General features: G+C 67.9%; 25 protein-coding genes and 1 pseudogene. 15 read left to right on the plus strand and 11 right to left on the minus strand.

Annotated features, from left to right (window positions below; all coding sequences use genetic code 11):
* Positions 1 to 15: 15 nt before the first annotated feature.
* Positions 16 to 396 (minus strand): hypothetical protein, encoded by a 381-nt coding sequence (locus F1D05_RS36760; RefSeq protein WP_185444833.1) that lies wholly within the window; start codon positions 394 to 396, stop codon positions 16 to 18.
* A 330-nt stretch (positions 397 to 726) separates the two neighbouring features.
* Between F1D05_RS36760 and F1D05_RS41620 the strand changes: the two are divergent.
* The 3 genes and pseudogenes from F1D05_RS41620 to F1D05_RS36770 form a co-directional block, all read left to right on the plus strand.
* Positions 727 to 906 (plus strand): annotated as a pseudogene (locus F1D05_RS41620) (DNA repair exonuclease); the annotation flags it as partial.
* A gap of 148 nt (positions 907 to 1,054) precedes the next feature.
* Positions 1,055 to 1,807, plus strand: coding sequence for a hypothetical protein (locus F1D05_RS36765; protein ID WP_246486982.1), 753 nt, complete (start codon positions 1,055 to 1,057; stop codon positions 1,805 to 1,807).
* Between the two features lie 7 nt (positions 1,808 to 1,814).
* Positions 1,815 to 4,586 carry an AAA family ATPase gene (locus tag F1D05_RS36770; protein ID WP_185444834.1) on the plus strand — a complete coding sequence of 924 codons (2,772 nt, stop codon included), beginning with the start codon at positions 1,815 to 1,817 and terminating at the stop codon, positions 4,584 to 4,586.
* A gap of 57 nt (positions 4,587 to 4,643) precedes the next feature.
* Here the strand turns inward: F1D05_RS36770 and F1D05_RS36775 are convergent, their stop codons facing one another.
* The 4 genes from F1D05_RS36775 to F1D05_RS36790 form a co-directional block, all read right to left on the minus strand.
* The gene (locus F1D05_RS36775) at positions 4,644 to 5,375 is read right to left on the minus strand and encodes an anti-sigma factor (RefSeq protein ID WP_185444835.1); all 732 of its coding nucleotides are present in this window, start codon (positions 5,373 to 5,375) and stop codon (positions 4,644 to 4,646) included.
* Positions 5,376 to 5,380: 5 nt separating this feature from the next.
* Positions 5,381 to 5,980 (minus strand): sigma-70 family RNA polymerase sigma factor, encoded by a 600-nt coding sequence (locus tag F1D05_RS36780; protein ID WP_281388864.1) that lies wholly within the window; start codon positions 5,978 to 5,980, stop codon positions 5,381 to 5,383.
* Between the two features lie 67 nt (positions 5,981 to 6,047).
* Positions 6,048 to 6,887 carry a formate dehydrogenase accessory sulfurtransferase FdhD gene (fdhD, locus tag F1D05_RS36785; protein WP_185444836.1) on the minus strand — a complete coding sequence of 280 codons (840 nt, stop codon included), beginning with the start codon at positions 6,885 to 6,887 and terminating at the stop codon, positions 6,048 to 6,050.
* Between the two features lie 16 nt (positions 6,888 to 6,903).
* A complete protein-coding gene (locus F1D05_RS36790; RefSeq protein WP_246486274.1) occupies positions 6,904 to 7,995 on the minus strand; it encodes a phosphotransferase family protein in 1,092 nt (363 codons plus the stop codon).
* 79 nt (positions 7,996 to 8,074) lie between these two features.
* On the opposite strand from F1D05_RS36790, the gene F1D05_RS36795 reads away from it, so the two are divergent.
* The gene (locus F1D05_RS36795) at positions 8,075 to 8,698 is read left to right on the plus strand and encodes a trimeric intracellular cation channel family protein (RefSeq protein WP_246486275.1); all 624 of its coding nucleotides are present in this window, start codon (positions 8,075 to 8,077) and stop codon (positions 8,696 to 8,698) included.
* 9 nt (positions 8,699 to 8,707) lie between these two features.
* On the opposite strand, the gene F1D05_RS36800 is transcribed toward F1D05_RS36795, so the two are convergent.
* Together F1D05_RS36800 and F1D05_RS36805 are read right to left on the minus strand one after the other, a co-directional pair.
* Entirely contained in the window at positions 8,708 to 9,703 is a 996-nt protein-coding gene (locus tag F1D05_RS36800; RefSeq protein ID WP_185444837.1) for a MerR family transcriptional regulator, read from the minus strand.
* Positions 9,704 to 9,742: 39 nt separating this feature from the next.
* On the minus strand, positions 9,743 to 10,918 hold the full coding sequence (locus F1D05_RS36805) for an MFS transporter (protein WP_246486276.1): 1,176 nt from the start codon (positions 10,916 to 10,918) through the stop codon (positions 9,743 to 9,745).
* Positions 10,919 to 11,053: 135 nt separating this feature from the next.
* On the opposite strand from F1D05_RS36805, the gene F1D05_RS36810 reads away from it, so the two are divergent.
* The 3 genes from F1D05_RS36810 (at position 11,054) to F1D05_RS36820 (ending at position 13,557) form a co-directional block, all read left to right on the plus strand.
* The gene (locus tag F1D05_RS36810) at positions 11,054 to 12,181 is read left to right on the plus strand and encodes a ferrochelatase (RefSeq protein WP_185444839.1); all 1,128 of its coding nucleotides are present in this window, start codon (positions 11,054 to 11,056) and stop codon (positions 12,179 to 12,181) included.
* The gene (locus F1D05_RS36815; RefSeq protein WP_185444840.1) at positions 12,178 to 12,978 is read left to right on the plus strand and encodes an inositol monophosphatase family protein; all 801 of its coding nucleotides are present in this window, start codon (positions 12,178 to 12,180) and stop codon (positions 12,976 to 12,978) included. Before F1D05_RS36810 ends, F1D05_RS36815 begins: the two co-directional genes overlap by 4 nt.
* Positions 12,979 to 13,257: 279 nt before the next feature.
* Positions 13,258 to 13,557, plus strand: coding sequence for a DUF4193 domain-containing protein (locus tag F1D05_RS36820; RefSeq protein ID WP_112248854.1), 300 nt, complete (start codon positions 13,258 to 13,260; stop codon positions 13,555 to 13,557).
* A gap of 106 nt (positions 13,558 to 13,663) precedes the next feature.
* Here F1D05_RS36820 and F1D05_RS36825 read toward each other — a convergent pair whose 3' ends face one another.
* Entirely contained in the window at positions 13,664 to 13,957 is a 294-nt protein-coding gene (locus F1D05_RS36825) for a DUF4235 domain-containing protein (protein ID WP_185444841.1), read from the minus strand.
* A gap of 31 nt (positions 13,958 to 13,988) precedes the next feature.
* A complete protein-coding gene (locus F1D05_RS36830; RefSeq protein WP_185444842.1) occupies positions 13,989 to 14,453 on the minus strand; it encodes a DUF3093 domain-containing protein in 465 nt (154 codons plus the stop codon).
* Positions 14,454 to 14,506: 53 nt separating this feature from the next.
* On the opposite strand from F1D05_RS36830, the gene F1D05_RS36835 reads away from it, so the two are divergent.
* The 6 genes from F1D05_RS36835 to F1D05_RS36860 all read left to right on the plus strand — a co-directional run bounded on the left by F1D05_RS36835 (position 14,507) and on the right by F1D05_RS36860 (position 18,570).
* Positions 14,507 to 15,064 (plus strand): PaaI family thioesterase, encoded by a 558-nt coding sequence (locus F1D05_RS36835; RefSeq protein WP_185444843.1) that lies wholly within the window; start codon positions 14,507 to 14,509, stop codon positions 15,062 to 15,064.
* Positions 15,061 to 15,513 carry a dUTP diphosphatase gene (gene dut, locus F1D05_RS36840; protein ID WP_185444844.1) on the plus strand — a complete coding sequence of 151 codons (453 nt, stop codon included), beginning with the start codon at positions 15,061 to 15,063 and terminating at the stop codon, positions 15,511 to 15,513. The genes F1D05_RS36835 and dut overlap by 4 nt, the downstream gene beginning before the upstream one ends.
* Positions 15,514 to 15,613: 100 nt before the next feature.
* Complete coding sequence (locus F1D05_RS36845; protein ID WP_185444845.1) at positions 15,614 to 16,306, plus strand: DUF3710 domain-containing protein; 693 nt, start codon at positions 15,614 to 15,616, stop codon at positions 16,304 to 16,306.
* 54 nt (positions 16,307 to 16,360) lie between these two features.
* On the plus strand, positions 16,361 to 16,750 hold the full coding sequence (locus tag F1D05_RS36850; protein ID WP_185444846.1) for an OB-fold nucleic acid binding domain-containing protein: 390 nt from the start codon (positions 16,361 to 16,363) through the stop codon (positions 16,748 to 16,750).
* A complete protein-coding gene (locus tag F1D05_RS36855) occupies positions 16,743 to 17,480 on the plus strand; it encodes a DUF3159 domain-containing protein (RefSeq protein ID WP_185444847.1) in 738 nt (245 codons plus the stop codon). Before F1D05_RS36850 ends, F1D05_RS36855 begins: the two co-directional genes overlap by 8 nt.
* Positions 17,481 to 17,670: 190 nt before the next feature.
* On the plus strand, positions 17,671 to 18,570 hold the full coding sequence (locus F1D05_RS36860; RefSeq protein ID WP_185444848.1) for a hypothetical protein: 900 nt from the start codon (positions 17,671 to 17,673) through the stop codon (positions 18,568 to 18,570).
* Between the two features lie 75 nt (positions 18,571 to 18,645).
* Here F1D05_RS36860 and F1D05_RS36865 read toward each other — a convergent pair whose 3' ends face one another.
* Both F1D05_RS36865 and F1D05_RS36870 read right to left on the minus strand, forming a co-directional pair.
* Positions 18,646 to 19,323, minus strand: a complete 678-nt coding sequence (locus F1D05_RS36865) for a potassium channel family protein (protein WP_185444849.1) — start codon at positions 19,321 to 19,323, stop codon at positions 18,646 to 18,648.
* On the minus strand, positions 19,323 to 19,985 hold the full coding sequence (locus tag F1D05_RS36870) for a potassium channel family protein (RefSeq protein WP_185444850.1): 663 nt from the start codon (positions 19,983 to 19,985) through the stop codon (positions 19,323 to 19,325). Before F1D05_RS36870 ends, F1D05_RS36865 begins: the two co-directional genes overlap by 1 nt.
* Positions 19,986 to 20,078: 93 nt before the next feature.
* On the opposite strand from F1D05_RS36870, the gene F1D05_RS36875 reads away from it, so the two are divergent.
* Positions 20,079 to 22,106 (plus strand): APC family permease, encoded by a 2,028-nt coding sequence (locus F1D05_RS36875; protein ID WP_185444851.1) that lies wholly within the window; start codon positions 20,079 to 20,081, stop codon positions 22,104 to 22,106.
* A complete protein-coding gene (locus F1D05_RS36880) occupies positions 22,103 to 23,281 on the plus strand; it encodes a class I SAM-dependent RNA methyltransferase (protein ID WP_185444852.1) in 1,179 nt (392 codons plus the stop codon). The genes F1D05_RS36875 and F1D05_RS36880 overlap by 4 nt, the downstream gene beginning before the upstream one ends.
* The last annotated feature ends 40 nt before the right edge of the window (positions 23,282 to 23,321 follow it).

The raw sequence follows: 23,321 nt of genomic DNA on the forward strand, positions 1-23,321 counted from the left end.
AGGGCAGGTCCACCGCTACTCAGCTACCAGTTCGCGGACGCGCTTGAGGGTCTCGGCAGCATCGCCGCCAGCGCTCTCTCGGAGCAATTCGTCGCCCTTGTTTGTCGGTTCTAGGACCGCAGAGATCGCGTTACCAACGGCAGTGCCCTTCTTGAAGACGCGGATGACGTTCTCAGAGCGCGGTGCCTCGTTGGAATCACTATCCAGCACCCACTGCGGGAAGTACCCCAGTCCCTCGCCGTCCAGCCCGTCCGCGATGTATCCGAGCACGCGAACCCCGAGGCGGTTGTAGCCCAGGGCCTCCCGCAACTCAAGAAGCGTCGCTGTGATGAGGTTGCCGTTCTCCTCGGTGGCCTTAGCTACCGCCTTCATGTCGGCGTATGTCTTCCTAGCCATCAATTTCCCCCTAGTAACGCGTCTTCATAGTCGCTATATGGAGACTCTAAAGGATCGCATCATAGAAGTCAAATTATCTTCTAAATAAAAAATAAAATGACGCTGTGATCGCCGGATCTGACTCGTAGAGTTCGAAAGCGACTTCGGCGCCGCGTGAGAGACGGGTGACCTCGCGGATCCACCTCCCAAGCGGTGGGAGTGTTCGCATGGCGGGCATCACGGGGGTTGTGGGTGTGTTGGTTGGGTGTTGCCGTCGGCGCGGGTTAGCGTTCTCGCGCGATGGAAGACTCGATCACGTTTCTGCACAGTTCGGACTGGCAGCTGGGGATGATGCGCCGGTTCCTGGGGCCGGACGGCCAGGCCCGGTGGGCTCAGGCACGGCTGGACGCCGTCATGCGGATCGGTGAGGTCGCGAAAGCCACCGGAGCCGCGTTCGTGGTGGTCACCGGTGATGTGTTCGAGCACAACCAGGTCGAGCGGCAGACGATCTTGCGAGCTTGTGAAGCGCTGAAGCGGATCGAGGTTCCGGTGGTGTTGCTGCCGGGCAACCACGACGCGCTCGAGCCGGGCTCGCTCTGGACCTCGGCCCAGTGGACCGGGCACGCGCCCTCGCACGTCGTGGTGGTGACCGACAGCAAGCCGCTGGAGATCGTGCCTGGTGTCGAGATCGTCGGCGCGCCCTGGCGTTCGCGTCGGCCGCTGTCGGACCCGGCGGCACCTGGGTACGCCGAGCTCGCGCCGGCCCGCCGCCGGGATCAAGCGGATCCTGCTCGCGCACGGGCAGCTGACCAGCCTGAGCGGCGGGATGTCCGACGTACCGACCATCGACCAGTCCGGTCTGGAGGCTGCCGTGGCCGACGGGCGGTTGCACTACGTCGGCCTTGGCGATCGGCATTCGACCACCGAGGTGACCGAGCGGATCTGGTTCTCCGGGACGCAGGAGGTCACCGCGCCCGAAGAGACGCACCCTGGCAACGTTCTCGCCGTGACGCTCGGCAAGGATTCGATCGAGGTGGCGCCGCACCACGTCGGCGCCTGGCACATGGTCGAGCACCACGCCGAGCTGGACGACGAGGAATCGATCCGGGCGCTGGAGGACTTCTTCGCCGAACTGCCGGAGAAGGAGCGGACGTACGTACGGCTCGCGGCCGACGGGTCGTTGCCGTTGCCGCTGCTGAGCCGGCTGGACGCGATGGTGGACGCGCAGGGCGAGGTGTTCGCGAGCGTCGAGCGGTGGGCCAAGTTCTGGACGGTCCGCCCCGCGCCGGACGCGGCCGACCTGGATGCGTTGCAGCTGAGCGGTCCTGCCCGGGCCGCGATGGAGGAGTTGCGCCAGGCACTGGCCGGCGGGGATGAAGGAGCCGGTGCGGCGTTGACGTTGATGCACCGATTGGCGCGGGACGCAGGATGAGGCTGCCTTGAGACTTCACAGCCTGACGCTGCGGAACTTCCGTGGCGTCAAGGACCGTACTGTCGAGTTGCCCGCGCTCGGCACCACCGTGGTGGTCGGCGACAACGAGGTCGGCAAGTCCAGTCTGGTCGAGGCGTTCGCGCTCGTCTTCGATTACCCCGACGACTCGAAGTCGAAGCGGATCCTCGACATCCAGCCGGTCGGCCAGGACGTGGCGCCCGAGGTGACCGTCCAGCTGACCCTCGGCGGCGGCGAGCTCACCTACACGAAGCGCTGGCTGAAGAACAGGGCCACCGAGCTGACCATCCTCGAGTCCGACGGCCGGCGGCAGTCATGGACCGGTCGCGAGGCGCACAACGAGGCCGAACGGCTCTTCCACGAACACGTCGACCCGGTGCTGTGGCAGACCTTGATGGTCGGCCAGGGCCAGTCGCTCGTACTGCCCACGCCGGCCGATGCCGAGCCGCTGATCACTGCCGTGACCGCGGAATCCGGTACGCCGGTCGACGGCGCCTCGATGCCGCTCGTTCTCGCGGTCGAGCACGAGTACCTCCGCTACTGGACCAGAGGCGGCCGTCCGACCGGGGACTTCGCCAGGTCGGCCAAGACCGTGGAGGCGGCCGAGCTGACCGCGGCGCAGGCGTTGAAGGCGATGGACGAGGTGGTCGCCGACATCCGCCGGGCCGAGCGGCTCGCGCTGGACCTGGACGACCTGAGCGGCCGGCTCGGGGACCACCTGAAGTCGGTCGAGGAGCTTCGCGAACGCAAGCAGGCCACCGACGAGATCCTGCTCCGCCGGGATTCGGTCCGCGCTCGCGCCGAGACCGCCCGGGCGCGGCTGGAGAACCACACCCGGACCCGGGTCGAGCGGGAGCGGATGCTCGCCGAGCTGGAGAAGCTGACCAAGTCCAACGCCGAGCTCGCCGAGCGGCGCAAGGATGCCGAGACTGTCGCGAAGAAGGCGGCCGAGACGGTGCACGCGGCCGAGGCGGCGCTGGCGGAGGTCGTCGAGCTCAAGGATGAACGTCGCGGCGACCTGCACGTGGCGGAGCGGCTCGTCGCGAAATTGACGGATCGGGCCGAGCTCGACCGGCTCCTGGTGCAGCAGACCGAGCTTGTCGACGTACGGGCCCGGATTGCGACGGCCGGTCTGGTGCTCGACGGGGTCAAGGTCGACGAGGCGCTCGTGGCCGCGCTGGAGAACGCCCGGGCGCGGGTTGTCGAGGCTCGCGCGGCGCTTGCCGCCGGAGTACCGGAAGTTTCCGTACGGCGGTTTGGCGCCGAGGCTGTCCGGTTGTCGGGGACCGGGTTGGATGCCGGGGCCGAGGTGCCCGCGGAGCTGGCTGACGAGATCCAGATCCTGGTGTCGGGCGAGCTGGTCATCGACGTACCGGGTCAGGTCGAGGTGAGGGTCCAGGCAGGTGGCGAGGCCGCCACTTTGCGATCGCGGCTGGACGAGGCTGTCCGGTTGGAGAAGGACCTGCTGAAGCGGGGGCGGGTGAAGGATCTGCCGGCCGCGCGTGAGTTGCTGCGCAAGGTGGACACCGTTTCCGCGGAGCTTCAGGAGGCTCGGCGGACCGAGCGGTCCCTGACGGCCAACGGCGATCCGAGTGAGCGGATCACCTTGCTGTGCGCGCGTCTGGGCGTCTCCTCCACGGGTGAGGAGGAGGAAGAGGCGAAGCCGGCCGGGAAGCGGCTGACGCCGGTCGAGGACGTTCCTGGCCAGATGTCGCTGTTCTCGCAGTTCGAGGAGGAGGAAGGCACCTTCGAGTTCGAGGACCTCGTCGTACCGGCTTTGGAAGGTGGCGAGCTGGGCGCTGCCGAGCGTTCTTTGGAGAACGCGCGGGCCGAGTTGGCCATTGCCGAGCGGCTGTTGTCGGATGCGGAGTTCGCGGCGGCTCAGTCACGGAAGGCCGCTGAGGAGGACCGGTCCGAGGCGCAGCAGGCGCGGGCGCGGTCGGAGCTGGCAGGGGAGCGGTTGGCCGCTGCCATCGAGGCCTTGGAGGCTGCTCGTGCTGTGCTGGCCGACGAGGATGTGGACGCCGAGGAAGAGAAGGCGACTGCTGAGGTCGAGGCGGTGCTCGACGAGCTGACCGCAGTACAGACGCAGGCTGACGAGGTTGGGGCGGACGAAGCGGCAGGTCTGCTTGGCGATGCGCTAGCGGTGGCGACTCGGCTGCAGGGCGAGCGCGACGTACTGCGGGACTCGCTGCGCACCACCGAAGGTCGGCTGGAGCAGTCGGGTCGGGACGGATTGGGGACGCGTCGCGAGATGGCCGAGCTGGAGCTGGCCGCGATCCGGGCCGAGCACGAGGGGCTCAAGCGGCGCGCGGACGCGGCTCGGCGGGTCTACGAGACCCTTGGTCGGCATCGGGCCGAGGCGCAGACGAAGTACTCCGAGCCGTTGCAGACGCGGATCGAGTCGCTCGGGCGAAGTGTCTACGGGCCGTCCTTCAAGGTCTGGCTGGACGACGACCTCGCCGTCGCCGAACGCGAACTGGACGGCAACCGGCTCCGGGTCGAGGCGCTGTCGACGGGTGCGCAGGAGCAGTTGGCGATCATCACCCGGCTCGCGATCAGCCACTTGGTCAGCACCGGCGACAGCAGCGTCCCGGTCATCTTCGACGACGCGCTCGGCTGGTCCGACAAGGGCCGCCTCCGCGACATGGGCGCCCTCCTCGGCCGCGCCGGCGACCACGGCCAGGTCATCATCCTCACCTGCATGCCCGAACGCTACGAATACGTCCCCCGAGCCACCTACATCAAGCTCGAGTCCTAGTGCCCCGTGTCGCGGGCGGGGAGGTGGAGGGGTGCGCCGCCTTCCCGCCCGCGGGTCTTAGGCCATCGGGATGAGGGTGGCGGTGGTCAGGGTGGGCTGGGTGGCGCCTGGCTTGTTCTCGACGGTGAGGCCGAAGGCGACCTTGTCGGCTACGCCGCCCTGGATGAGCTGGGAGCCGTCGCCGGTCGCGAGGCCGACGGAGTGCATCGTGTTGCCCTTGTCCTGCAGCCAGAGCTGGTAGGTCTTGTTCTTCGGCAGTTTCGGGAGGTCGTGGAGCAGGACGATCGCGGTGTCCTTGCCTGCCGACATCACCACTGTCGCCTGACCGCCACTCTTGAGGTTGCCACGGACCGTCTGCGCGTCCGAGGTGGCAAGCAGGGACGCGAGTTGCTCGTTCCGCTGCTGCGTGTGCGAGTTGTCGCGGTACTGGTCGACCGCGATCCCGCCCGCTCCGGCAACCAGCAGGCCGGCCGCCGCGAGCGAGAAGAGCGACCGACGGCCGTAGGTCTTCCTCCGGATCGCGACCGGTGTGTCCGGCACTGTTGCCTTGAGCAACGGTGGTAGTTGCCTCGTCGTCATGATCTCGGCGAGTACGCGCGCCTTCAGCGCCGGTGGCGGCTCGCTGGCCACCGCCGTACCAAGTTTGTTGGCCGCCTCGCGCAGCTCGGCGACTTCCGCGCTGCAGGACTGGCAGTCGGCGAGGTGCTCCTCGAACCCGACCCGCTCGTCCTCGGGCAGTGCGTTCAATACATAGGGTCCCGTCAGTGCGTGCACTTCCGGAGTCGTCAAGGCCCTCACCTCCCCGTCACACCCAGGCAGTCGCGAAGCCGGATCAGGCCGTCGCGCATCCGCGCTTTGATCGTTGCGAGCTTCGCATCAAGGAGCTCTGCCACTTCTCGATACGAATATCCGCCGTAGTAGGCCAGCGTCACCGATTCACGCTGTAGTTCGGTCAGCGAGCCCAGACAGTGCCGGACCTGTTCCACTTCCAGATTCGCGGTCACTTTCTCGGCCACCTCGTCGTACTCGGTGGTCGAGGAAGCAGCGGCGACCGCCTGCTCCCGGTTGGTGGACGACTGCTCCGACCGCACCCGGTCGATCGCCCGGCGATGGGCCATCGTGAGGATCCAGGAGGTGAGCGAGCCGCGATCGGCGTCGTACCGGGTGGCGGTCCGCCAGATCTCGACCATCACCTCCTGGGTGACCTCCTCGGACTGGGCCGGATTGCGCAGGACGCGCCGGATCAGGCCGTAGACGCGAGGCGCCATCTGGTCGTACAGCTGGCCGAACGCCGCCGAGTCACCCCGCGCCACCCGTGCCATCAGGTCGGCCGGCGTGCCGCTGGAAGCATCGACGATCACGGGCCATGGTAGGGCCGTCGATTCTTCGCTCACAAGGTCGCATCCTTTTGGTCGGTCGTGCGGTCGGATGCTCTTCGGAGCGGCGAGGTATCCGGATGGGTCAGCTGTTGTCCAGGCGCAGGACGCGGTCGGGAGCACTGTAGATCACACAGCGCTCGCCTCTGGTCCAGCCGATCAGGGTGAGGTCGAACCTGCGAGCCAGGTCGACCGCCAGGCTGGACGGCGCACCGACGGCGACGATCATGCCGAGCCCGGCCGCGACCGCCTTCTGGATGATCTCGTAGCCGGCCCGGCCGCTCACGGCGAGCACCAGACCCTTGCGACTCTGCTGGTTGAGCACCGTCCAGCCGACGACCTTGTCGACCGCGTTGTGGCGGCCGACATCCTCCCGTACTACGACGCGCTCGCCGGCTGTGGTGAACAGCCCGGCCGCGTGCAGCCCGCCGGTGCGCCCGAACGTTGGCTGGGCCTCTCGCAGCAGGTCAGGCAGCCGCCGTACCACGTCCAGCTGGACCTCCACCGGATCGACCGGGTCGTAGTCCCGCTCGGCCAGTTCGTCGAGGCTTTGCTGGCCGCAGACCCCGCAAGCGGCGGACGTGACGCCGTACCGCTGGGGTGGTTCGCGGTCGGGTGGGCCGTCGAAGGTGACCGTGACGGTGTTGAACTGCTGGTCGCGGGTCAGCTTCACATCAGTGCAGTAGGCAACCGTGCTGATCGCATCCGGCCGTACTGCCAACCCTTCGCCGAGACAGAACCCAGCCGCGAGTTCGAAGTCGGAGCCGGGCGTGCGCATCGTGACCACCAACGGCTCGGGCGGGCGGCCCGGCCACTCGAGCCGCAGCTCCAGCGGCTCCTCGGTGACGACCATGTCCTCGCGCCGGGACGTGCGGTCGCCATCCAGCACCTCGACCTTGAACCTGGTGGCCGGTCCTCTGCTCATACTCCAACTTAAGCCTTCACCACCCGCGGCGCAGCGCCAGCCAGTCGAGACAGCACCAGCCGATCAGTCGTCGGTGCCGCTGGATCTCCGGAGTGCAGCCTGGCGGCGGCGGTGCGTCGACGAATTCCAGTACGTAAGCGACCAGTGCGGCGATCAGCGAGTCGGGGTGATCGGCCGGTACGTCGACGGTCAGCGGGTTGGTCGTGATCGCTGTGATCGTGTCGATTCCGTGGTGCTGGGCAAGGGGAAGGAGGCCGACCCAGTCGATCCAGGGAGCACCGAGAGTCAGCCAGTTCCAATCGACTGTCCAGCATTGACAGGCATCGTCGATCAGCAGGTTGTCCGGTCGCAGATCGCCATGTATCGCGGCTGTTCCGGCGAGCGCTTCCGGGGTCAGGTCGACCAGGTCCTGGATCTCTTGGAGGTGCTTGGGCAGCCATGGCTGGAACCCGTCCGGCAGCGGCCGGGAGCCGGTCTGGATCTCCTCCGGGATGCGGCTGGGTCCGTGCTCGCTGAAGTCGTCCATGAATGGCTTGAGGCCGTCGAGAGGACTTGGTGAGAGCGCTGTCGCCATCGTCAGGCAGTTCTCGGTCACCAGGTCGAAGTCGGCCGCGGTCCACGGCATGCCGGGCATCCGCGCAGCAATACCCTCGGCCACAACAGCAAACCACCGCACGTCGCCCGCGGCCGCTTCGGTTGTGGTGAGGATGTGGGGGACCCGGACGGCGGGTGGGAGCTGGGGGACGATCTCGGCTTCGCGTTGGTAGGCGCCGTAGGAGTGCAGGGTTTCGGGGGCTGCCTTGATGAAGACGGTGCGGCCGTCCTTGAGGTGAGCGGGTGCCGCGAAGCCGCCGGTGAAGCCGGAGCGGACGGAAGCGCCGACCGTCGCAATCTCGGTGCCCAGGGCAACAGAGATGGACTCGTCGAGAGAACGTCGCAGCTCCACCGGGAGAGCGCTCCACGCCGGTCGCGCCGAAGTCGCCCGGTAGTCGACATCGGGCGCACCAGTTGGGTCGGCGCCTCGCGCTCCGCTCAGGTCGGTGGCCTGTGCGCTGCTCGCGCTGGCGCCCTGTGCGCTGCTCGGGTCGGCATTGCCTGGTCCGGTCATGACGCGACCCTAGAGCTTGCGGGTGGTTGGGCGCCTGTCGTTTTCGGTGCGATGGCTGGGCGGCCGTTACCGTGCGAGGGTGGATGGCTCGGTGGCACTGGACGTACTGGACCTGGTCGGGATTTTCGTCTTCGGGATCACCGGTGCACTGGTCGGGGTACGGAAGAAGCTGGACGTGTTCGGGATCCAGGTGCTCGCGCTGGTGACCGGGCTCGGCGGTGGGTTCCTCCGTGACGTACTGATCGGCGGCCGAGCTACCCCGCCGGCGGCGCTGGCGGATTGGCGTTATCTGGCGGTTCCGGTCGCCGCTGGGTTGATCACCTTCTTTCTGCATCCGGGGATCGGGCGGGTCGAGCGGTTGGTGACTGTGTTCGACGCGGCCGGGCTCGCGCTGTTTTGCGTGACCGGTGCTCGCAAGGCGCTCGACTTCGGCCTGTCGCCGTTGTCGGCCGCCTTGCTCGGCACCATCTCCGCGATCGGCGGGGGAGTGATCCGCGACGTACTGTCCGGGCGGGTCCCGGTCGTACTGCGCAGCGAGATCTACGCGACCCCGGCATTTCTCGGTGCGGGCATCGTTGTGGTCGCTGATGCTGCCGGCTACAAGGCGACCTGGGTCGCGTTCGCGGGGGCGATCGTCTGTTTCTTGATCCGGCTGATCGCTATCCGCCGCGGGTGGAACGCTCCGCTGCCGCGGATGCGGTGAACGGCCGGGTCAGGCAGCTTTGAGGGCCCGGATGGTCCAGTCGTAGGTCGGGGTGAGTGGGGGTCGGGGTTCCCAGCCGTTGGTGATGGCGAGTAGGTGGAGGTAGCGGGCCCAGCGGGGGTCGTTCGCCGTCTCGAGGACGGCTGCGAGGCGGCGTCGCAGGGTGGGACTGTCTGGTTGGCCGACGGATTCGGCGTACTGGGTGGTGATCGTGGTGACGAAAGGTTCGGCTTCGGGGGAGTCCGGGGTGACGCCGGCGTCGAGCGCGGGGCGGACCTGGGCGTGGATGCGGGCGACGAGGTCGGGGCGCAGGGCAACGGTTCGGTAGTCGTCGGCCATCCGGCGTACGACGGATCGGAAGTCCGGATCCTGGGTCAGCTCCGCGAGCTCGATCCACGCCTCGACCTGCTCGGGCTCCGGGTGATCTGGCAGCTCGGGCGTGAGCGACCGCCGTGCGGCGGCGAAGCCGCTCACCTCGTTGAACCGGACGCTGTCGCTGGAGGCGGGGCGGGGGAGATTGGTCTCGGCGGGGATCGGGGTGGCCGGGTCGGCGGGGATCGCGGTGGCGGGGTCGGCGGGGGTGAAGACGGAGTCCAGGAAGTCGGTGATCAGGTGGTGGCGTTGGGTGCTGGAGAGTTGGGACAGGCGATGCATGAGGGTCAGGGCCTCCGGGGGTGAGTTGCGGTCGGCGACCGTCGTGAGGATCGCGCGGCGGAGGCGGAGGGTCCGGATCTGCACGGTCAGGGCTTCGGCGTGCGCGGCGGCGACGTCGGAGAGCGCTGTCTCGCGATCCAGGATTCTCCGGATCGTCGCCAGGTCGAGGCCCAGTTCGCGCAGGGTGCGGATCAGGTCCAGCCGGGCGACGGCGGCGAGATCATAACGGCGGTAGCCGGCCGCGGTGCGGTCGGTCGGCGGGACGAGTCCGCGATCGGAGTAGAACCGGATCGCCTTGACCGTGAGTCCGGTCCGGCGGGCCAGTTCACCGATCGAGTAGCGCTCGTCCATGCCCACCACCCTGGTGTCTCCCCCGGGAGGAGACTCAAGTCAATTGTGGGCGAAACGGGTGCGGGGGCGGGCGAAGGTGACCGCGACGCTGGCGACCAGCGCACAGGCGATGCCGACTATCACTGGAACCCAGTAGGCGTCCGAAGCGCCGACCACGTCGACCGCATGCCCGGCGACGGCGTTGCCTGGGGCGACTCCGAGCAGCATCCCTGTCACGGTCCACGTGATCGCCTCGGTCAGCCGCTCGGGCGGCACCCATTCCTCCACGCAGGCGGTCAGTGCGACCATCGTCGGCGCGATGGTCAGACCCGCGCAGAACAGCAGGACGCCGAGGAGCCAGACGGTCCCGATCCACGGCAGCGGTGCCAGTGCGATCGCGAGCAGGACCGTTCCGATCAGCAATCGCCGCTCGACCGCCGCCTGCCAATGCACCGAGCCGTACCAGAGCCCCGCCAGGAGGCTTCCAAAGGCCCACACGGCCAGTACGACGCCCGACATACCTGGCTGGCCTTTGGACGCCGTGAAGGCCACTGTGACCACCTCAGCGCTGCCCAGCGTCGCACCCAGTCCCAGGCCGATCAGGCTGAGCAGCATCAGCGAGAGCCAGGGGAGTGGCGCTCTCTCGGTGCCGTCGGATTTCCCGCGCCCGGGTGGGTCGGTGGCTCGCAGCATCGCCAGCCAGATTCCGCCGGCCAGGCCGAGTACGCCGGCCGCGCCGAGCCCGGCGTACGGGCTGACCTGGGTGGCGAGAACGGTGACCAGGACGGGACCGACGATGAACACGACCTCGTCGCCGACGGCTTCGAGCGCGAAGGCGGTCTGGAGAGCGCGTCCCCGGCCGAGCAGGTGGTTCCAGCGGGCCCGGACGAAGGAGCCGACCTGCGGACGGGTGCCGCCGGCAACGAATGCGAGCAGGTAGAGCACCCAGTGCGGTGCGTCCATCCGGACCGCCAGCAGCAGACCACCCAGAGCGACCGTGCACACGCTGCTGCCGATCAGGATCAGCAACGCCTGACCGAAGCGGTCCACCAGCCGGCCCTGGAACGGGCCGGTGAGCGCTCCCGCGATCACCGCGACGGCGGAGACCGCACCGGCCAGACCGTAGGAACCGCTCTCGCGCGCGATCAGGATGACGATGCCGAGGCCGACCATCGAGATCGGCATACGCCCGAGGATCCCGGCGGTGAAGAAGGCACGGGCGCCGGGGCGGCGCATGAGGTGAACGTAGGGCTTCAGCATGGGTGATCGACCACACCCTAGCTTTCGGACAGCGGCGCTGCTCGGCAATTCCACCCCCGGCGACCGGGGACCGTGCTCGGGTGATTCCACCCGGCCTGAGAACATCGGTATATGCCCGACGCCGTCATACCAGCACACTCGCCCGACCCTTCGCCGTACGACGCAGTGCTGCTGCTCTCCTTCGGTGGTCCCGAGAAACCCGAGGACGTGCTGCCGTTCCTGCAGAACGTGACGCGCGGCCGGGGGATCCCGGACGAGCGGCTCAAGGAGGTCGGGGAGCACTACTACGCGTTCGGCGGCCGCAGCCCGATCAACGACCAGAACCGTGAACTGCTGGCCGCGCTGCGGACGTCGTTCGGCGAGCTCGGGCTCGATCTGCCGATCTATTGGGGCAACCGCAACTGGGCGCCGTACCTGACCGACACGCTGCGCGAGATGACCTCTGACGGCGTACGCCGGGCCGTCGTGATCGTGACGAGCGCCTACCCGTCGTACTCCGGCTGCCGGCAGTACCGCGAGAACCTGGCCGACGCGATCGCCGCGGTCGAGGGCGCACCGGTGATCGACAAGCTGCGCCACTACGCGAACCACCCTGGCTTCGTCGGGTCGTTCGTCGAGTCGACCGCGGAGGCGTTGAGCGGGCTGCCCGAGGGGTCGGCGATCGCCTATGTGACGCACTCCATCCCGACGAGCATGAACGCCACCAGCGGACCGGACGGCAACGGGTACGTCACCTGGCACCTGGACGTCGCAGCGGAGATCACCGCTGAGCTGGAGCGCCGGACGGGGACCGTGCGGCGTACTGATCTCGTCTACTGCTCCCGGTCGGGTCCGCCACAGGTGCCGTGGCTCGAGCCGGACGTCAACGACCACCTGGAGGTGCTGGCCGATGCCGGAGTGCCAGGGGTCGCCGTGGTGCCGATCGGGTTCGTCAGTGACCACATGGAGGTCATCTACGACCTCGACACCGAGGCTGCGGCGACAGCGGGAAAGCTGAGGCTGCCGATGGCGCGGGCGGCGACACCGGGGACGGATGCGCGGTTCGTGACGATGCTGCGCGACCTGGTGGTCGAGCGGGCCGCGGCGGAACGCGGTGAGACTCCGGATCGCCCCTGTGTCGGCAAGCTGGGCCCAGGCTGGGACGCCTGCCGCGCGGACTGCTGCCCGGCCGCTAAGCGTCCCGCTACACGTAGTACTGAAGTGACCACCGAGAACACCATTGCGAAGGAATCCGCATGAGCTCCGAGAACGCCCAGGACCTGCTGAAGCTTGCCACGGAGGTGGCGACCGAGGCGGCCCGGCTGATCGTCGAGCGCCGCCGCGGCACGATCACCGTCGCCGACACCAAGAGCACGGCGACCGACATCGTCACCGCGGTCGACCGGGAGTCCGAAGACCTGATCCGGGCCCGCGTGCTGGCGGCCCGGCCGGACGACTCGTTCCTCGGCGAGGAGGGCGACGACGTACTCGGCACCAGTGGTGTGCGCTGGGTGGTCGACCCGATCGACGGCACGGTCAACTACCTGTACGACATCCCGACGTACGCCGTGTCGATCGCGGTAGAGGTCGACGGGCAGACCGTGGCCGGGGTGGTCGTGGACGCGCCGAAGGGTGAGGTGTTCACCGCGACGCTCGGAGGCGGCGCGTACTCCGACGGCCGGCCGATCCACGTCTCCGACTGCACCGACCTCGCCAAGGCACTGGTCGGCACCGGGTTCGGGTACGACCCGACGCGGCGGGAGGTGCAGGCCGAGGTGATCCAGCAGTTGATCGCCAAGGTCCGTGACATCCGCCGGATCGGCGTCGGCGCGATCGATCTGTGCTACGTCGCCTGTGGACGGCTGGACGCGGTCTACGAGCGCGGCCTGAACCCGTGGGACTACGGTGCGGGCGCCCTGATCGCGGCCGAGGCCGGTGCGACGGTCGGCGGCATCGATGGAGCACCGGTTTCGCCAGAGATGTCGATCGCCGCCACCCCGGCCGTGTTCAAGCCGCTGCACGATGCACTCGCTGCCGCCAACCCGCTCAGATCCTGAAACTGCTCATTAGTGCGCGCTAGTACGCATTAATGAGCATTCAGTTGTTCGGTCCTGACACAATTCGCGACACGCGGGTCACAAGGTGGACTCCGACGCGCGCAAAGGTCCCTCGATAGGGCACAATCCCTGCCTCGGGGGCGGTATGACGCCGGTCCCGGCCTGTCTGTCAAGGGTTTCGGGGGACCAGGGCTTCCAGGGATGGAATTTCTGGGCCGCATTACCCGTTCAAGGGCTCAGCAGGCAACACCACGGGTACGAAGAGGGCAGGGAAACACGATGGCGACTGATTACGACGCCCCGCGCAAGACGGACGAGGACTCCAGCGAAGAGTCGATCGAGGAACTGAAGACTCGCCGTCACGACAAGAACTCCGGCAAGGTCGACGAGGACGAGGCCGAGGCCGCCGAGAGCTTCGAGCTGCCCGGCGCCGACCTTAGCCACGAGGAGCTGGCAGTGCGGGTGCTCCCGCGCCAGGCCGACGAGTTCACATGCTCGAGCTGCTTCCTGGTGCACCACCGGAGCCAGCTCGCGAGCAGCAAGAACGGCCAGCTGATCTGCCGCGACTGCGCTGCCTGAAACGACAGCACTATCGCCCTGCTCGGCTGAGTCCGTACCAACGCGACGGGACCGACCCCTTCACAGGGGCGGTCCCGTCGTTGTGTCCTGAGCGAGGTCTGTGGCGTCAGGCCTTCTCGACGTCCGTTCCTTCCTTGTCGTAGCCGGGCGGGAGATGGCCGGTGGACTTCAGGTAGTACTGCGCAGCGCGGCGCTCGGCGAAGAGCTTGGCCGCCGCCGCGGCGCCACCACTGGCCACGGCCCACGTCACGACCTCGGCGTAGCCGGCCTGGTTGCCCTTCGGCGGCTTCCCGCCCGAGCCGAGCTTCCACGCCGTATTGACCGCTTTGTTGGCGACCAGACCCACCACGATCGTGAACGCGGCGAGCACCAGCTTCCAGCCGATCTTGGCTCCGACCACGACTACCTCCCAGCTATGAGTTCCCCGACACTCAGGATCTTGCCACGCTGTTCTGCGACAGAGCGGCTGCAAGCCTGTCAGGGTGCTTGGTGGCGACCAGCCAGTACGGCGCTGGGTCGTGCGGGTCGGTGAGCTCCACCCGTACGGCGCCCGGCAGGTAGCTCCGCAGTACGAGGTACGCCTTGGGGTCGCAGTCCCGCCCGAAGGCGTTCCTGGCGTCTTCGCCGGTAAGTGCGACGGCCTTGCCCAGGTACGTGCGGTCGATGGTCGCCCGGCCGGCCCGGAACTTCTCCGCGTCCACCTCGACCAGCGCACCGCCGTACCGGACGAACAGCACGACCAGCAGTACTGCGGCGACTCCCGCGACCGCGATTCCGGCGATGGGGCCCGCCGGGACTCCGGTGATGACCAACAGCGTCACCACGGCGGCCGCAGCGATGAGCCACCAGCGCACCGGCACGCTCAGACGTTCCCTGTAAGCAGCTGCGTCGACCACGGGACCCAGCCTGGCATGAACGCTGTCGGAGAGCGTAGGTAGGGTCGCCTCTCGTGATCGAGCCACCGACCCGTACGGCGAGTCCGCAGCGCGAGCTGGAACCGGCAGAGCGCCACCCGGACGCCCCGGAATCGGGCACGGTGCTCCCGTCGCACTACGAGAACTGCGTGGCCTGCGGACCGGCCCACCCGACCGGCCTGCGACTGGTCACCACGGCGGGACCCGGCGTGAGCGTCACTGCCGAGTTCACCGTGACCAAGGAGCATCAGGGCGCACCTGGGCTCGCGCACGGCGGCGTACTGGCTACTGCCTTGGACGAGACGCTTGGTGGGCTCTCCTGGCTACTGCGTCGGCCGATGGTGACCGGGCGGCTGGAGACGGACTACATCCGCCCGGTGCCCGTCGGAGCAGTGCTGCTCCTGAGGGCGCTCTGTCTCGGCTTCGACGGACGGCGGATGTACGCGAACGCCACTGCGCGTCTTGGCGATGCCGACGGAAGCATCGCGTTACGGGCGAACGCAGTGTTCGTTGTAGTCCCGCCGGAGCATTTCGTCGAGCACGGCACCGACATGACCGCTGAGAACGTCCACGACTACGAGGTGAACCCATGACCGAGGTACTGATCCAGCTGCTCGACCCGGAGCTCGCGGTACCGGCGTACGCGCATCCCGGCGACGCCGGCGCGGACCTGGTGACGACTACGGACGTCACGCTGAAGCCGGGGGAGCGGGCCGTAGTCGGTACCGGCATCGCGATCGCCCTGCAGGACGGGTACGCCGCGTTCGTGCATCCGCGGTCCGGGCTGGCCGCGAAGCACGGCGTCACACTCGTCAACGCGCCAGGAACCGTCGACGCGGGCTACCGTGGCGAGATCAAGGTGTGCCTGATCAACACCGACATCGCGGCCGAGATCACGCTGCGGCGCGGCGACCGGATCGCGCAGCTCGTGATCCAGCGGGTCGAGAAGGCGAGGTTCGTCGAGGTGGCGACTTTGCCGGGGTCGGCACGGGGTGAAGGCGGGCACGGCTCGACGGGTGGATTTGGTGGTGTGACACGCTGAACGGGTGCACTCCGTTGACCTGCGGAATGCGCGAGACTACGGCGGCCGTGACAAGGCGCCCCGTGGATATGACTGACGATCGAGGAAGTAGGCAAGCGCAGTGATCTTCCGCCGCAAGGCCAAGAACGACGAGGCCGAGACGACTGGTGGTTTCTTCGGTGACGAAGAGGAGACCACCGAGGAGACTGGCACCGAGGAGACCGAGTCCGGTACCGAGGAGCCCCGCGGTGAAGGCCCGTTCGACTCCGCCGAGGTGGACCCGGCGATCCTGACCGCCGAGGACCGGATCGACCTGGGCGCGCTGGTGATCACCGGGATGCCCGGGATGGAGCTGCGGCTGCAGGTCGACGAGACGACCGGCGACGTACAGGCCGTCCTGCTCGTGCTGGAGGACTCCGCGCTGGAGCTGCGCGCGTTCGCGGCGCCGAAGACGTCCGGCATCTGGGCCGAGGTACGCCGTGAGATCGCCGCCGAGGCCACCCGGATGGGCGGCACCGCGTCGGAGACCGAAGGTCCCTTCGGTACCGAGCTCATCCTCGTCGTACCGGTCGAGGACCCCGAGGGTCAGATCTTCAGCCAGACCTCACGCGTGATCGGCATCGACGGCCCGCGCTGGCTGCTTCGGGCCACCGTGCTCGGTCGCGCCGCGGTCGAGCCCGACGCCGCGCCGCCGATGGAGCAGTCACTGCGCAACGTCGTCGTGGTCCGGGGAACCGAGCCGATGGCACCGCGCGAATCACTGGCCCTGCGGCTGCCCGAGGGCGCCCAGCCGGTCGAGGGCGAAGAGGCCTGACGGGCATGTCCGGATACCGGCCGAGCACGGTCACGAGCGGATTAGACTGGGCCTATGGGTAGCGAGAAACCCGCGGGGCTGTGGAAGCGCGCCTTCAAGGGGCTGGCCGGCGACCGTGACGCGCGGGACGCCGAGGTGCTGAAGGACTACGCGTCCGGCTGTGGCGCGCGGTCCATCACCGGCTGCCTCGACCGCGAGATGGTCACGCTGTACGGCACCCTGCGGACGATCACCTTCAGCCCGCGAGGCGGCGTACCGGCGCTCGAGGGCGAGCTGTACGACGGCACCGGTACGGTGAAACTGATCTGGCTGGGCCGGCGCAAGATCGCCGGCATCCACCCCGGATCGGAGCTGATCGCGTCCGGGCGGATCGGTGTGGTGGACGGTGACCGGGTGATGTTCAACCCGAAGTACGAGCTCCGTCCCGCGGCCGCGCATGGCTGAGCCGGCAAAGCCCGAACTCGACGAAGCTCTTCCGGTGGACGCCCTGCCGGCGGATCCGCCTGCCGAGGCGCCGCCGCGGGTCGAGAAAACGATGATGCAGCAGCTCGGCGGCTGGGCCGGGATGTTGATGGACATCGGCCTGCCCTGGATCGCCTTCACGATCGTCTACGCGTTCAGCGACCACGACCTGAAGCTCGCGCTGATCGTCGCGATCTCGGCCGCCGCGGTCGTCGGCGTGTTCCGGCTGATCCGCCGCCAGCAGATCGGCAACGTGATCGGCGGTTTCGTCGGCGTCCTGATCTCCGCATGGACGGCGCACCGCACCGGTCAGGCGCAAGACGTCTACCTCCCCGGCATCCTGCTGAACAGCGGCTTCGGGCTGGTCTACCTGATCACGATCCTGACCAAGTACCCGCTGTTCGGCCTGGCGTACGGAGCGATCACCCAGACGGGCCTGGCTTGGCGCAAGGACGAGATGCTCTTCAAGGCCTTGAACCGGGTGACGATGGTCTTCACCGCCCAGGTAGGCATCCGTTTGTTGATCATGCTCCCGCTGTACCTGGCTCACAACGTCAACGCCCTAGGCATCGCCAAGGTCGCCCTGGGCCTCCCGTTCTACGCGGTAACCCTCTGGGTCTCGTACTCCGTACTCCGCGGCTCGATGACCCCAGAAAAATGGGACGAAACCAAGGACAGCATCACCCACATGCTCCGAGGCACGAAGGTCTGACCGGCTGCGTTCGTCGGCCTGCGGGGGGCCGGCACGCAGCCAGGCAGTGGTCCAGGTCTAGGCTCCTCGTCTGTCCTCCGGCCGCTCAGCAGGCAGACCTAGGACCGGGCAGGTCGGGACCATTGCCTGGCTGGGGGACAGCTGTGGATAACTGGCTCGGGATCGAAGGGAAAGACGGCATCCTTGCCAGATGGACCACGTCGTCGAGATCCTGCAACGGTCCGGCGGTGCGGCGGATTTCGCCGAGCTCCGCCGGCTGGTCCCGGTCAGCACGATCCGCCGCGCGTTGACGCTCGGACAGATCAGTCGGGTCTCCAAGGGCGTGTACGCCTTACCCGATGGCCCATCGGACATCGCGGTCGCGCTGGCGAACGGCGGCGTCCTCTCGCACGAGAGTGCCGCCCTTCACCACGGACTCGATGTGGTGACCATGCCGCTGATCCCGCACGTGACGATCGGTCGAAAGTTCAGCAAACGGGATACCGAACTGGCCTGCACACTGCATTGGGCAGCCCTCCCCACCGGCGACGGGACCGACGTCTCTCGGCCGATGGCGACGGATCCGCTGCGAACGGTCCTCGACTGTGCTCGGCGCCTACCGTTCGGCGAGGCTCTCGCGGTGGCGGATTCGGCAGTTCGTCTGGGCAAGGTCAATCGGAAGGTGCTCAACGCCTCGGCGTTATCCCTCAACGGTCCCGGCAGGCCCGCCGCGATCCGCGCCTGCAGCCTCGCCGACGGTAGGGCAGCCTCGGCACTGGAGTCGATGCTCCGTTCCCGCGTGATCGAAGCGGGCATCACCGGATTCATCCCGCAGTACGTGATCCGCGGCCCCGGATTCTTCGCCCGAGTAGACCTGGGCAATCCGCTGCTCCGGATCGCCATCGAGGCGGACAGCTTCACTCATCACGCAACCCGTGAAGCACTTCGCCGAGACTGCCGCCGCTACACCTCACTGGCCGCCAACGGCTGGCTCCTACTGCGTTACTCCTGGGAAGACGTGATCCTCGACGATTCCTGGGTCGGTGACTCACTCGACCGCACCATCACCGGTTCCGCAGCCAGGCAGACCCTCCTCCATCCAGCCGCCTGAAGCCGTCCGCCCCTCCGGCCTCCGGGGTCGACCAGCTGGACTGCCTGGCTGGAGGTGAACGTGCCGTCGTACGAGTTACTTCGGGTCTCGGCGGTGGTGGGGGGAGAGCATGTCTTCGAGTTGTTCCTCGGTTTCGTCGGCGGCTACGAAGAGGAGCTCGTCGTTGAGTTCGAGGGTGCCTTCCGGGTCCGGTCGCAGGACTCGGCCTTCGCGGATGATGGTGACCAGGGCGGTGTCGACCGGCCAGTCGATGTCGCCGACGCGGAGGCCGATCATCGGGGAGTCTTCGGGCAGGGTCAGCTCGACCAGGTTGGCGTCGCCCTGGCGGAAGGTGAAGAGGCGGACCAGGTCGCCGACCGAGACGGCCTCCTCGACCAGCGCGGACATGATCCGCGGAGTGGAGACGGCGACGTCGACACCCCAGGCCTCGTTGAACATCCACTCGTTGCGCGGATGGTTGACCCGGGCAACGGTTCGCGGTACGCCGAACTCGGTCTTGGCCAGCAGTGAGACGACCAGGTTGGTCTTGTCGTCGCCAGTACTCGCGATCGCGACCTGACACCGCTGCAACGCGGCCTCTTCCAAGGACGACAGCTCGCAGGCATCGGCCAGCAGCCACTCGGCCCGAGGCACCGACTCGGCCTTGATCGCGCGGGGGTCCTTGTCGATCAGGAGTACTTCGTGGCCGTTCTCCAGGAGTTCGGCCGCGATCGATCGGCCGACGTTCCCGGCGCCGGCGATGGCTACCCGCATCACAGCTCCTCAGGCTTGGCGCCGAGCTGGGACTCGATCGCGGCGGCTTCCCGTTCCAGCATGACGACGTGCACCAAGTCACCTTCCTGGATGACCGTGTCCGCCTTCGGCAGCATGCCTTCGCCGAGCCGGGTCAGGAACGCGACCCGGGCGCCGGTGGCCTTCTCGATGTCGAGGGCGACGCGGCCGACCCAGTCGGCGTGCACGTGTACCTCGGCGAGCCGGACGGTGCCGGACGGGTCGCGCCACTCTGGCTCCGAACCGCTCGGCAGCAGCCGCCGGATCATCTGGTCGACGGTCCACCTGACCGTGCCGACCGTGGGGATGCCGAGCCGCTGGTAGACCTCGGCGCGGCCCGGGTCGTAGATCCGGGCGACGACGTTCTCGACCCCGAAGTTCTCCCGGGCGACGCGCGCGGCCAGGATGTTGGAGTTGTCGCCGTTCGAAACGGCCGCGAACGCCTCGGCGTCCTCGATCCCGGCTTCGATCAGTACCTCGCGGTCGAACCCCATCCCGGTGATGGTGCGGCCGGAGAAGTTCGGGCTCAGCCGGCGGAAGGAGTCCGCGGACTGGTCGATGATCGCGACCGTGTGACTGCGTTTCTCCAGAGTCCGGGCGAGCGTCGACCCGACGCGTCCGCACCCCATGATGACGACGTGCACTCCGTGATCACTCCTTGCCCCTCGCGGGGCCGCTGTCGGGTTCGGCAGGGATAGACGCTACACCGGACCGGGGCTGCCTCTAACATCACCGGTGTGACTCCCGCTCTAGGCGACATCGGCAAACGCATCCTCATCGGGCGCAAGCTGCGCAGTACGCAGCTCGGCGAGACGCTGCTCCCGAAGAAGATCGCACTCCCTGTATTCGCCAGTGACGCTCTGTCGTCCGTCGCCTACGCTCCGGACGAGATCTTCCTGACCCTCTCGGTGGCCGGTCTGGCGGCCTACAGCTTCTCCTGGAAGATCGGCCTGCTGGTCGTCTTCGTGATGCTGGTGGTCGTCGCGTCGTACCGGCAGAACGTGCACGCGTACCCGTCCGGCGGTGGTGACTACGAAGTTGCCACGGTCAACGTCGGGCCGACCGCGGGTCTGACGGTGGCCAGCGCGCTGATGGTCGACTACGTGCTGACCGTGGCGGTGTCGATCTCTTCCGGCGTACAGAATGCGAAGTCCGCGCTGCCGTTCCTGGCCGGCCACGAGGCTCCGCTGGCGGTCACCCTGGTGCTGATCCTGACCGCGTTGAACCTGCGCGGCGTGCGCGAATCCGGCGCGCTGTTCGCGATCCCGACGTACATCTTCATGGCCTCCATCATCGGGATGGCGATCTGGGGCTTCATCCGGCTCACGGCCGGCAGCCTGCCGATGGCCGACAGCGCGCAGTTCGATATCAGGCCCGAGCCCGGGCATGCGCTGTTCGGCGGTCTCGCGGGCGCGTTCCTGCTGGCCCGGGCCTTCTCGTCAGGGTGTGCGGCGCTGACCGGTGTCGAGGCCATCAGCAACGGCGTACCGGCGTTCCGGAAGCCGAAGAGCAAGAACGCCGCGACCACTCTGTTGCTGCTCGGCACGATCGCCGTGACGATGCTGATGAGCATCCTGTTCCTGGCCACCAAGATCAAACTCCGGTACGCCGAGGATCCGGCGACCCAGTTGCTCCGCGACGGGCAGCCGGTCGGCGACAGCTACACCCAGAAGACCGTCATCGGCCAGATCGCCGACTCGGTCTTCTCCACTTTCCCACCCGGGTTCTACCTGGTGATCGGCGCGACCATGCTGATCCTGGTGCTCGCGGCGAACACCGCGTTCAACGGGTTCCCGGTGCTGGCCTCGATCCTGGCCAAAGACGGATACCTGCCCAAGCAGCTGCACACCCGGGGCGACCGGCTCGCCTACAGCAACGGCATCATCCTGCTCGCGCTCTGCGCGGTCGGCCTGATCGTTGCCTTCAACGCCGAGGTCACCAAGCTGATCCAGCTGTACATCGTCGGGGTGTTCGTCTCCTTCACGCTCAGCCAGTTCGGGATGATCCGGCACTGGACCCGGCATCTGAAGACCGAGATCGACGGTGCCAAACGGGCACAGATGATGCGGTCCCGGGTGATCAACGCGGTCGGCCTCACCATGACCGGCCTGGTCCTGGTGATCGTGCTGCTGACCAAGTTCACCCACGGCGCCTACATCGCGATCATCGCGATGGCCGTGCTGTTCCTGCTGATGAAGGGCATCCGGCGGCACTACGACACGGTCGGTCGGGAGATGGCGGTCGACGCCGACGACCGGCTGATGCTGCCGGCTCGGGTGCACGCGATCGTGCTGGTCTCCAAGCTGCACAAGCCGACTCTGCGCGCACTGGCGTTCGCCAAGGCGGCCCGGCCGTACATGCTCGAGGCAGTCACGGTCGACGTCGACAGGGACGAGTCGGAGACGCTGCAGGCCGAGTGGGACGCGCGGGACATCCCGGTGCCGCTCAAGCGCCTGGCGTCGCCGTACCGGGAAATCACCCGCCCGATCGTGCAGTACGTGCGCGACATTCGGCGGCAGTCGCCGCGGGACGTGGTGATGGTTTACATCCCCGAGTACGTGGTCGGGCACTGGTGGGAACACATCCTGCACAACCAGAGCGCACTACGGCTGAAGGGCCGGCTCTTGTTCACACCTGGTGTGATGGTTACGTCCGTGCCGTACCAGCTGATCTCGTCCCAGGCAGCTGAGGAGCGGCAGGACCGTGAGGAACGGGTAGCCGGCCAAGTACGGCGCGGCGCGCGCAAGAGTTCGGGAGATCGGTGACGGACGACAGCATTGTCGGGACAGTATTGGAGCTGGAAGTAGGCCCAGTGGCCCATGGTGGCCACTGTGTCGCGCGGTACGAGGGCCAGGTTGTCTTCGTACGGCATGCGCTTCCAGGTGAGCTGGTGCATGCCCGGGTGACCGCGCAGACCAGCAAGTACCTGCACGCGGACGCAGTACAGGTACTGACGCCGTCACCGCACCGGATCGAGCCACCCTGCCCGTACGCCGGGCCGGGTCGCTGTGGCGGCTGTGACTTCCAGCACGCCAATATCGTTGAGCAGCGCAGGCTGAAGGCGACCGTGGTGTCCGACACGCTCCGGCGGATCGGCGGGATCGAGCGCAACATCGTGATGGAGTCACCTGGCGATGACGGGCTCGGCTGGCGCACCAGGATGCGGTACGCCGTGGTCAACGGCCGGCCGGGGATGTACGCGCACCGCTCGCACGACCTGATCCCGATCGACCGCTGTCTGATCGCGCACCCGGACACACCGACCGTGCTGGACCGGCAGTGGCCAGATGCGTCGTCTGTGCAGGCAGTTGTGTCGTCGGAGGGCAAGACGGCCGTGCTGACCGATCACAACTCCGCTGGGCGGCTGGTGGAGGTCGTGCACAACCGGAGGTTCAGGGTCGAGGCCGGTGGGTTCTGGCAGGTTCACCCGTCGGCTCCGACAATGCTGGTCGACGCAGTGATGGCAGGGCTGGAGCCGGTTGAGGGTGAGACAGCACTGGACCTGTACTCCGGCGTGGGGCTGTTCGCTGCCTTCCTGGCTGAGGCTGGGTGCGCAGTACTCGCCGTGGAAGGCGACCGGGATGCGGTGAAGAACGCCAGGCGCAACCTGCATGACCTGCCGGCGGTGACGCTGGAGCAAGGCGACGTGGACAAGGTCCTCAACGCGGCGGTCGGACAGGGACTGGAGTCGGTGGACCTCGTAGTACTGGATCCGCCGCGTACGGGTGCCGGCCAGGCCGTCGTACGGCGGATCGCGGCGCTCACGCCCCGGCGGGTCGCGTACGTGGCGTGTGACCCGGCCGCGCTGGCCCGGGATCTGAAGACGTTCGGCAACCTCGGGTACGGGATCAGCTCGCTGCGGGCGTTCGACCTGTTCGGCATGACCCATCACATCGAGTGCGTGGCCGTACTCGAGCCGCGATCGGGTGCCACTGGTTAGTGTCGGTCGGCTCGGGTACCGTTCAGGGCTGGATTGACCC

Source organism: Kribbella qitaiheensis (assembly GCF_014217565.1).
GTDB lineage: Bacteria > Actinomycetota > Actinomycetes > Propionibacteriales > Kribbellaceae > Kribbella > Kribbella qitaiheensis_A.

Coding starts and splice junctions, on each gene's coding strand:
- F1D05_RS36800 (WP_185444837.1), bottom strand. CDS start 9,703: ATGGACGAGCGCTACTCGATCGGTGAACTGGCCCGCCGGACCGGACTC.
- F1D05_RS36820 (WP_112248854.1), top strand. CDS start 13,258: ATGGCGACTGATTACGACGCCCCGCGCAAGACGGACGAGGACTCCAGC.
- F1D05_RS36805 (WP_246486276.1), bottom strand. CDS start 10,918: ATGCGCCGCCCCGGCGCCCGTGCCTTCTTCACCGCCGGGATCCTCGGG.
- F1D05_RS36815 (WP_185444840.1), top strand. CDS start 12,178: ATGAGCTCCGAGAACGCCCAGGACCTGCTGAAGCTTGCCACGGAGGTG.
- F1D05_RS36855 (WP_185444847.1), top strand. CDS start 16,743: ATGGCTGAGCCGGCAAAGCCCGAACTCGACGAAGCTCTTCCGGTGGAC.
- F1D05_RS36850 (WP_185444846.1), top strand. CDS start 16,361: ATGGGTAGCGAGAAACCCGCGGGGCTGTGGAAGCGCGCCTTCAAGGGG.
- dut (WP_185444844.1), top strand. CDS start 15,061: ATGACCGAGGTACTGATCCAGCTGCTCGACCCGGAGCTCGCGGTACCG.
- F1D05_RS36760 (WP_185444833.1), bottom strand. CDS start 396: ATGGCTAGGAAGACATACGCCGACATGAAGGCGGTAGCTAAGGCCACC.
- F1D05_RS36790 (WP_246486274.1), bottom strand. CDS start 7,995: ATGACCGGACCAGGCAATGCCGACCCGAGCAGCGCACAGGGCGCCAGC.
- fdhD (WP_185444836.1), bottom strand. CDS start 6,887: ATGAGCAGAGGACCGGCCACCAGGTTCAAGGTCGAGGTGCTGGATGGC.
- F1D05_RS36810 (WP_185444839.1), top strand. CDS start 11,054: ATGCCCGACGCCGTCATACCAGCACACTCGCCCGACCCTTCGCCGTAC.
- F1D05_RS36865 (WP_185444849.1), bottom strand. CDS start 19,323: ATGCGGGTAGCCATCGCCGGCGCCGGGAACGTCGGCCGATCGATCGCG.
- F1D05_RS36860 (WP_185444848.1), top strand. CDS start 17,671: ATGGACCACGTCGTCGAGATCCTGCAACGGTCCGGCGGTGCGGCGGAT.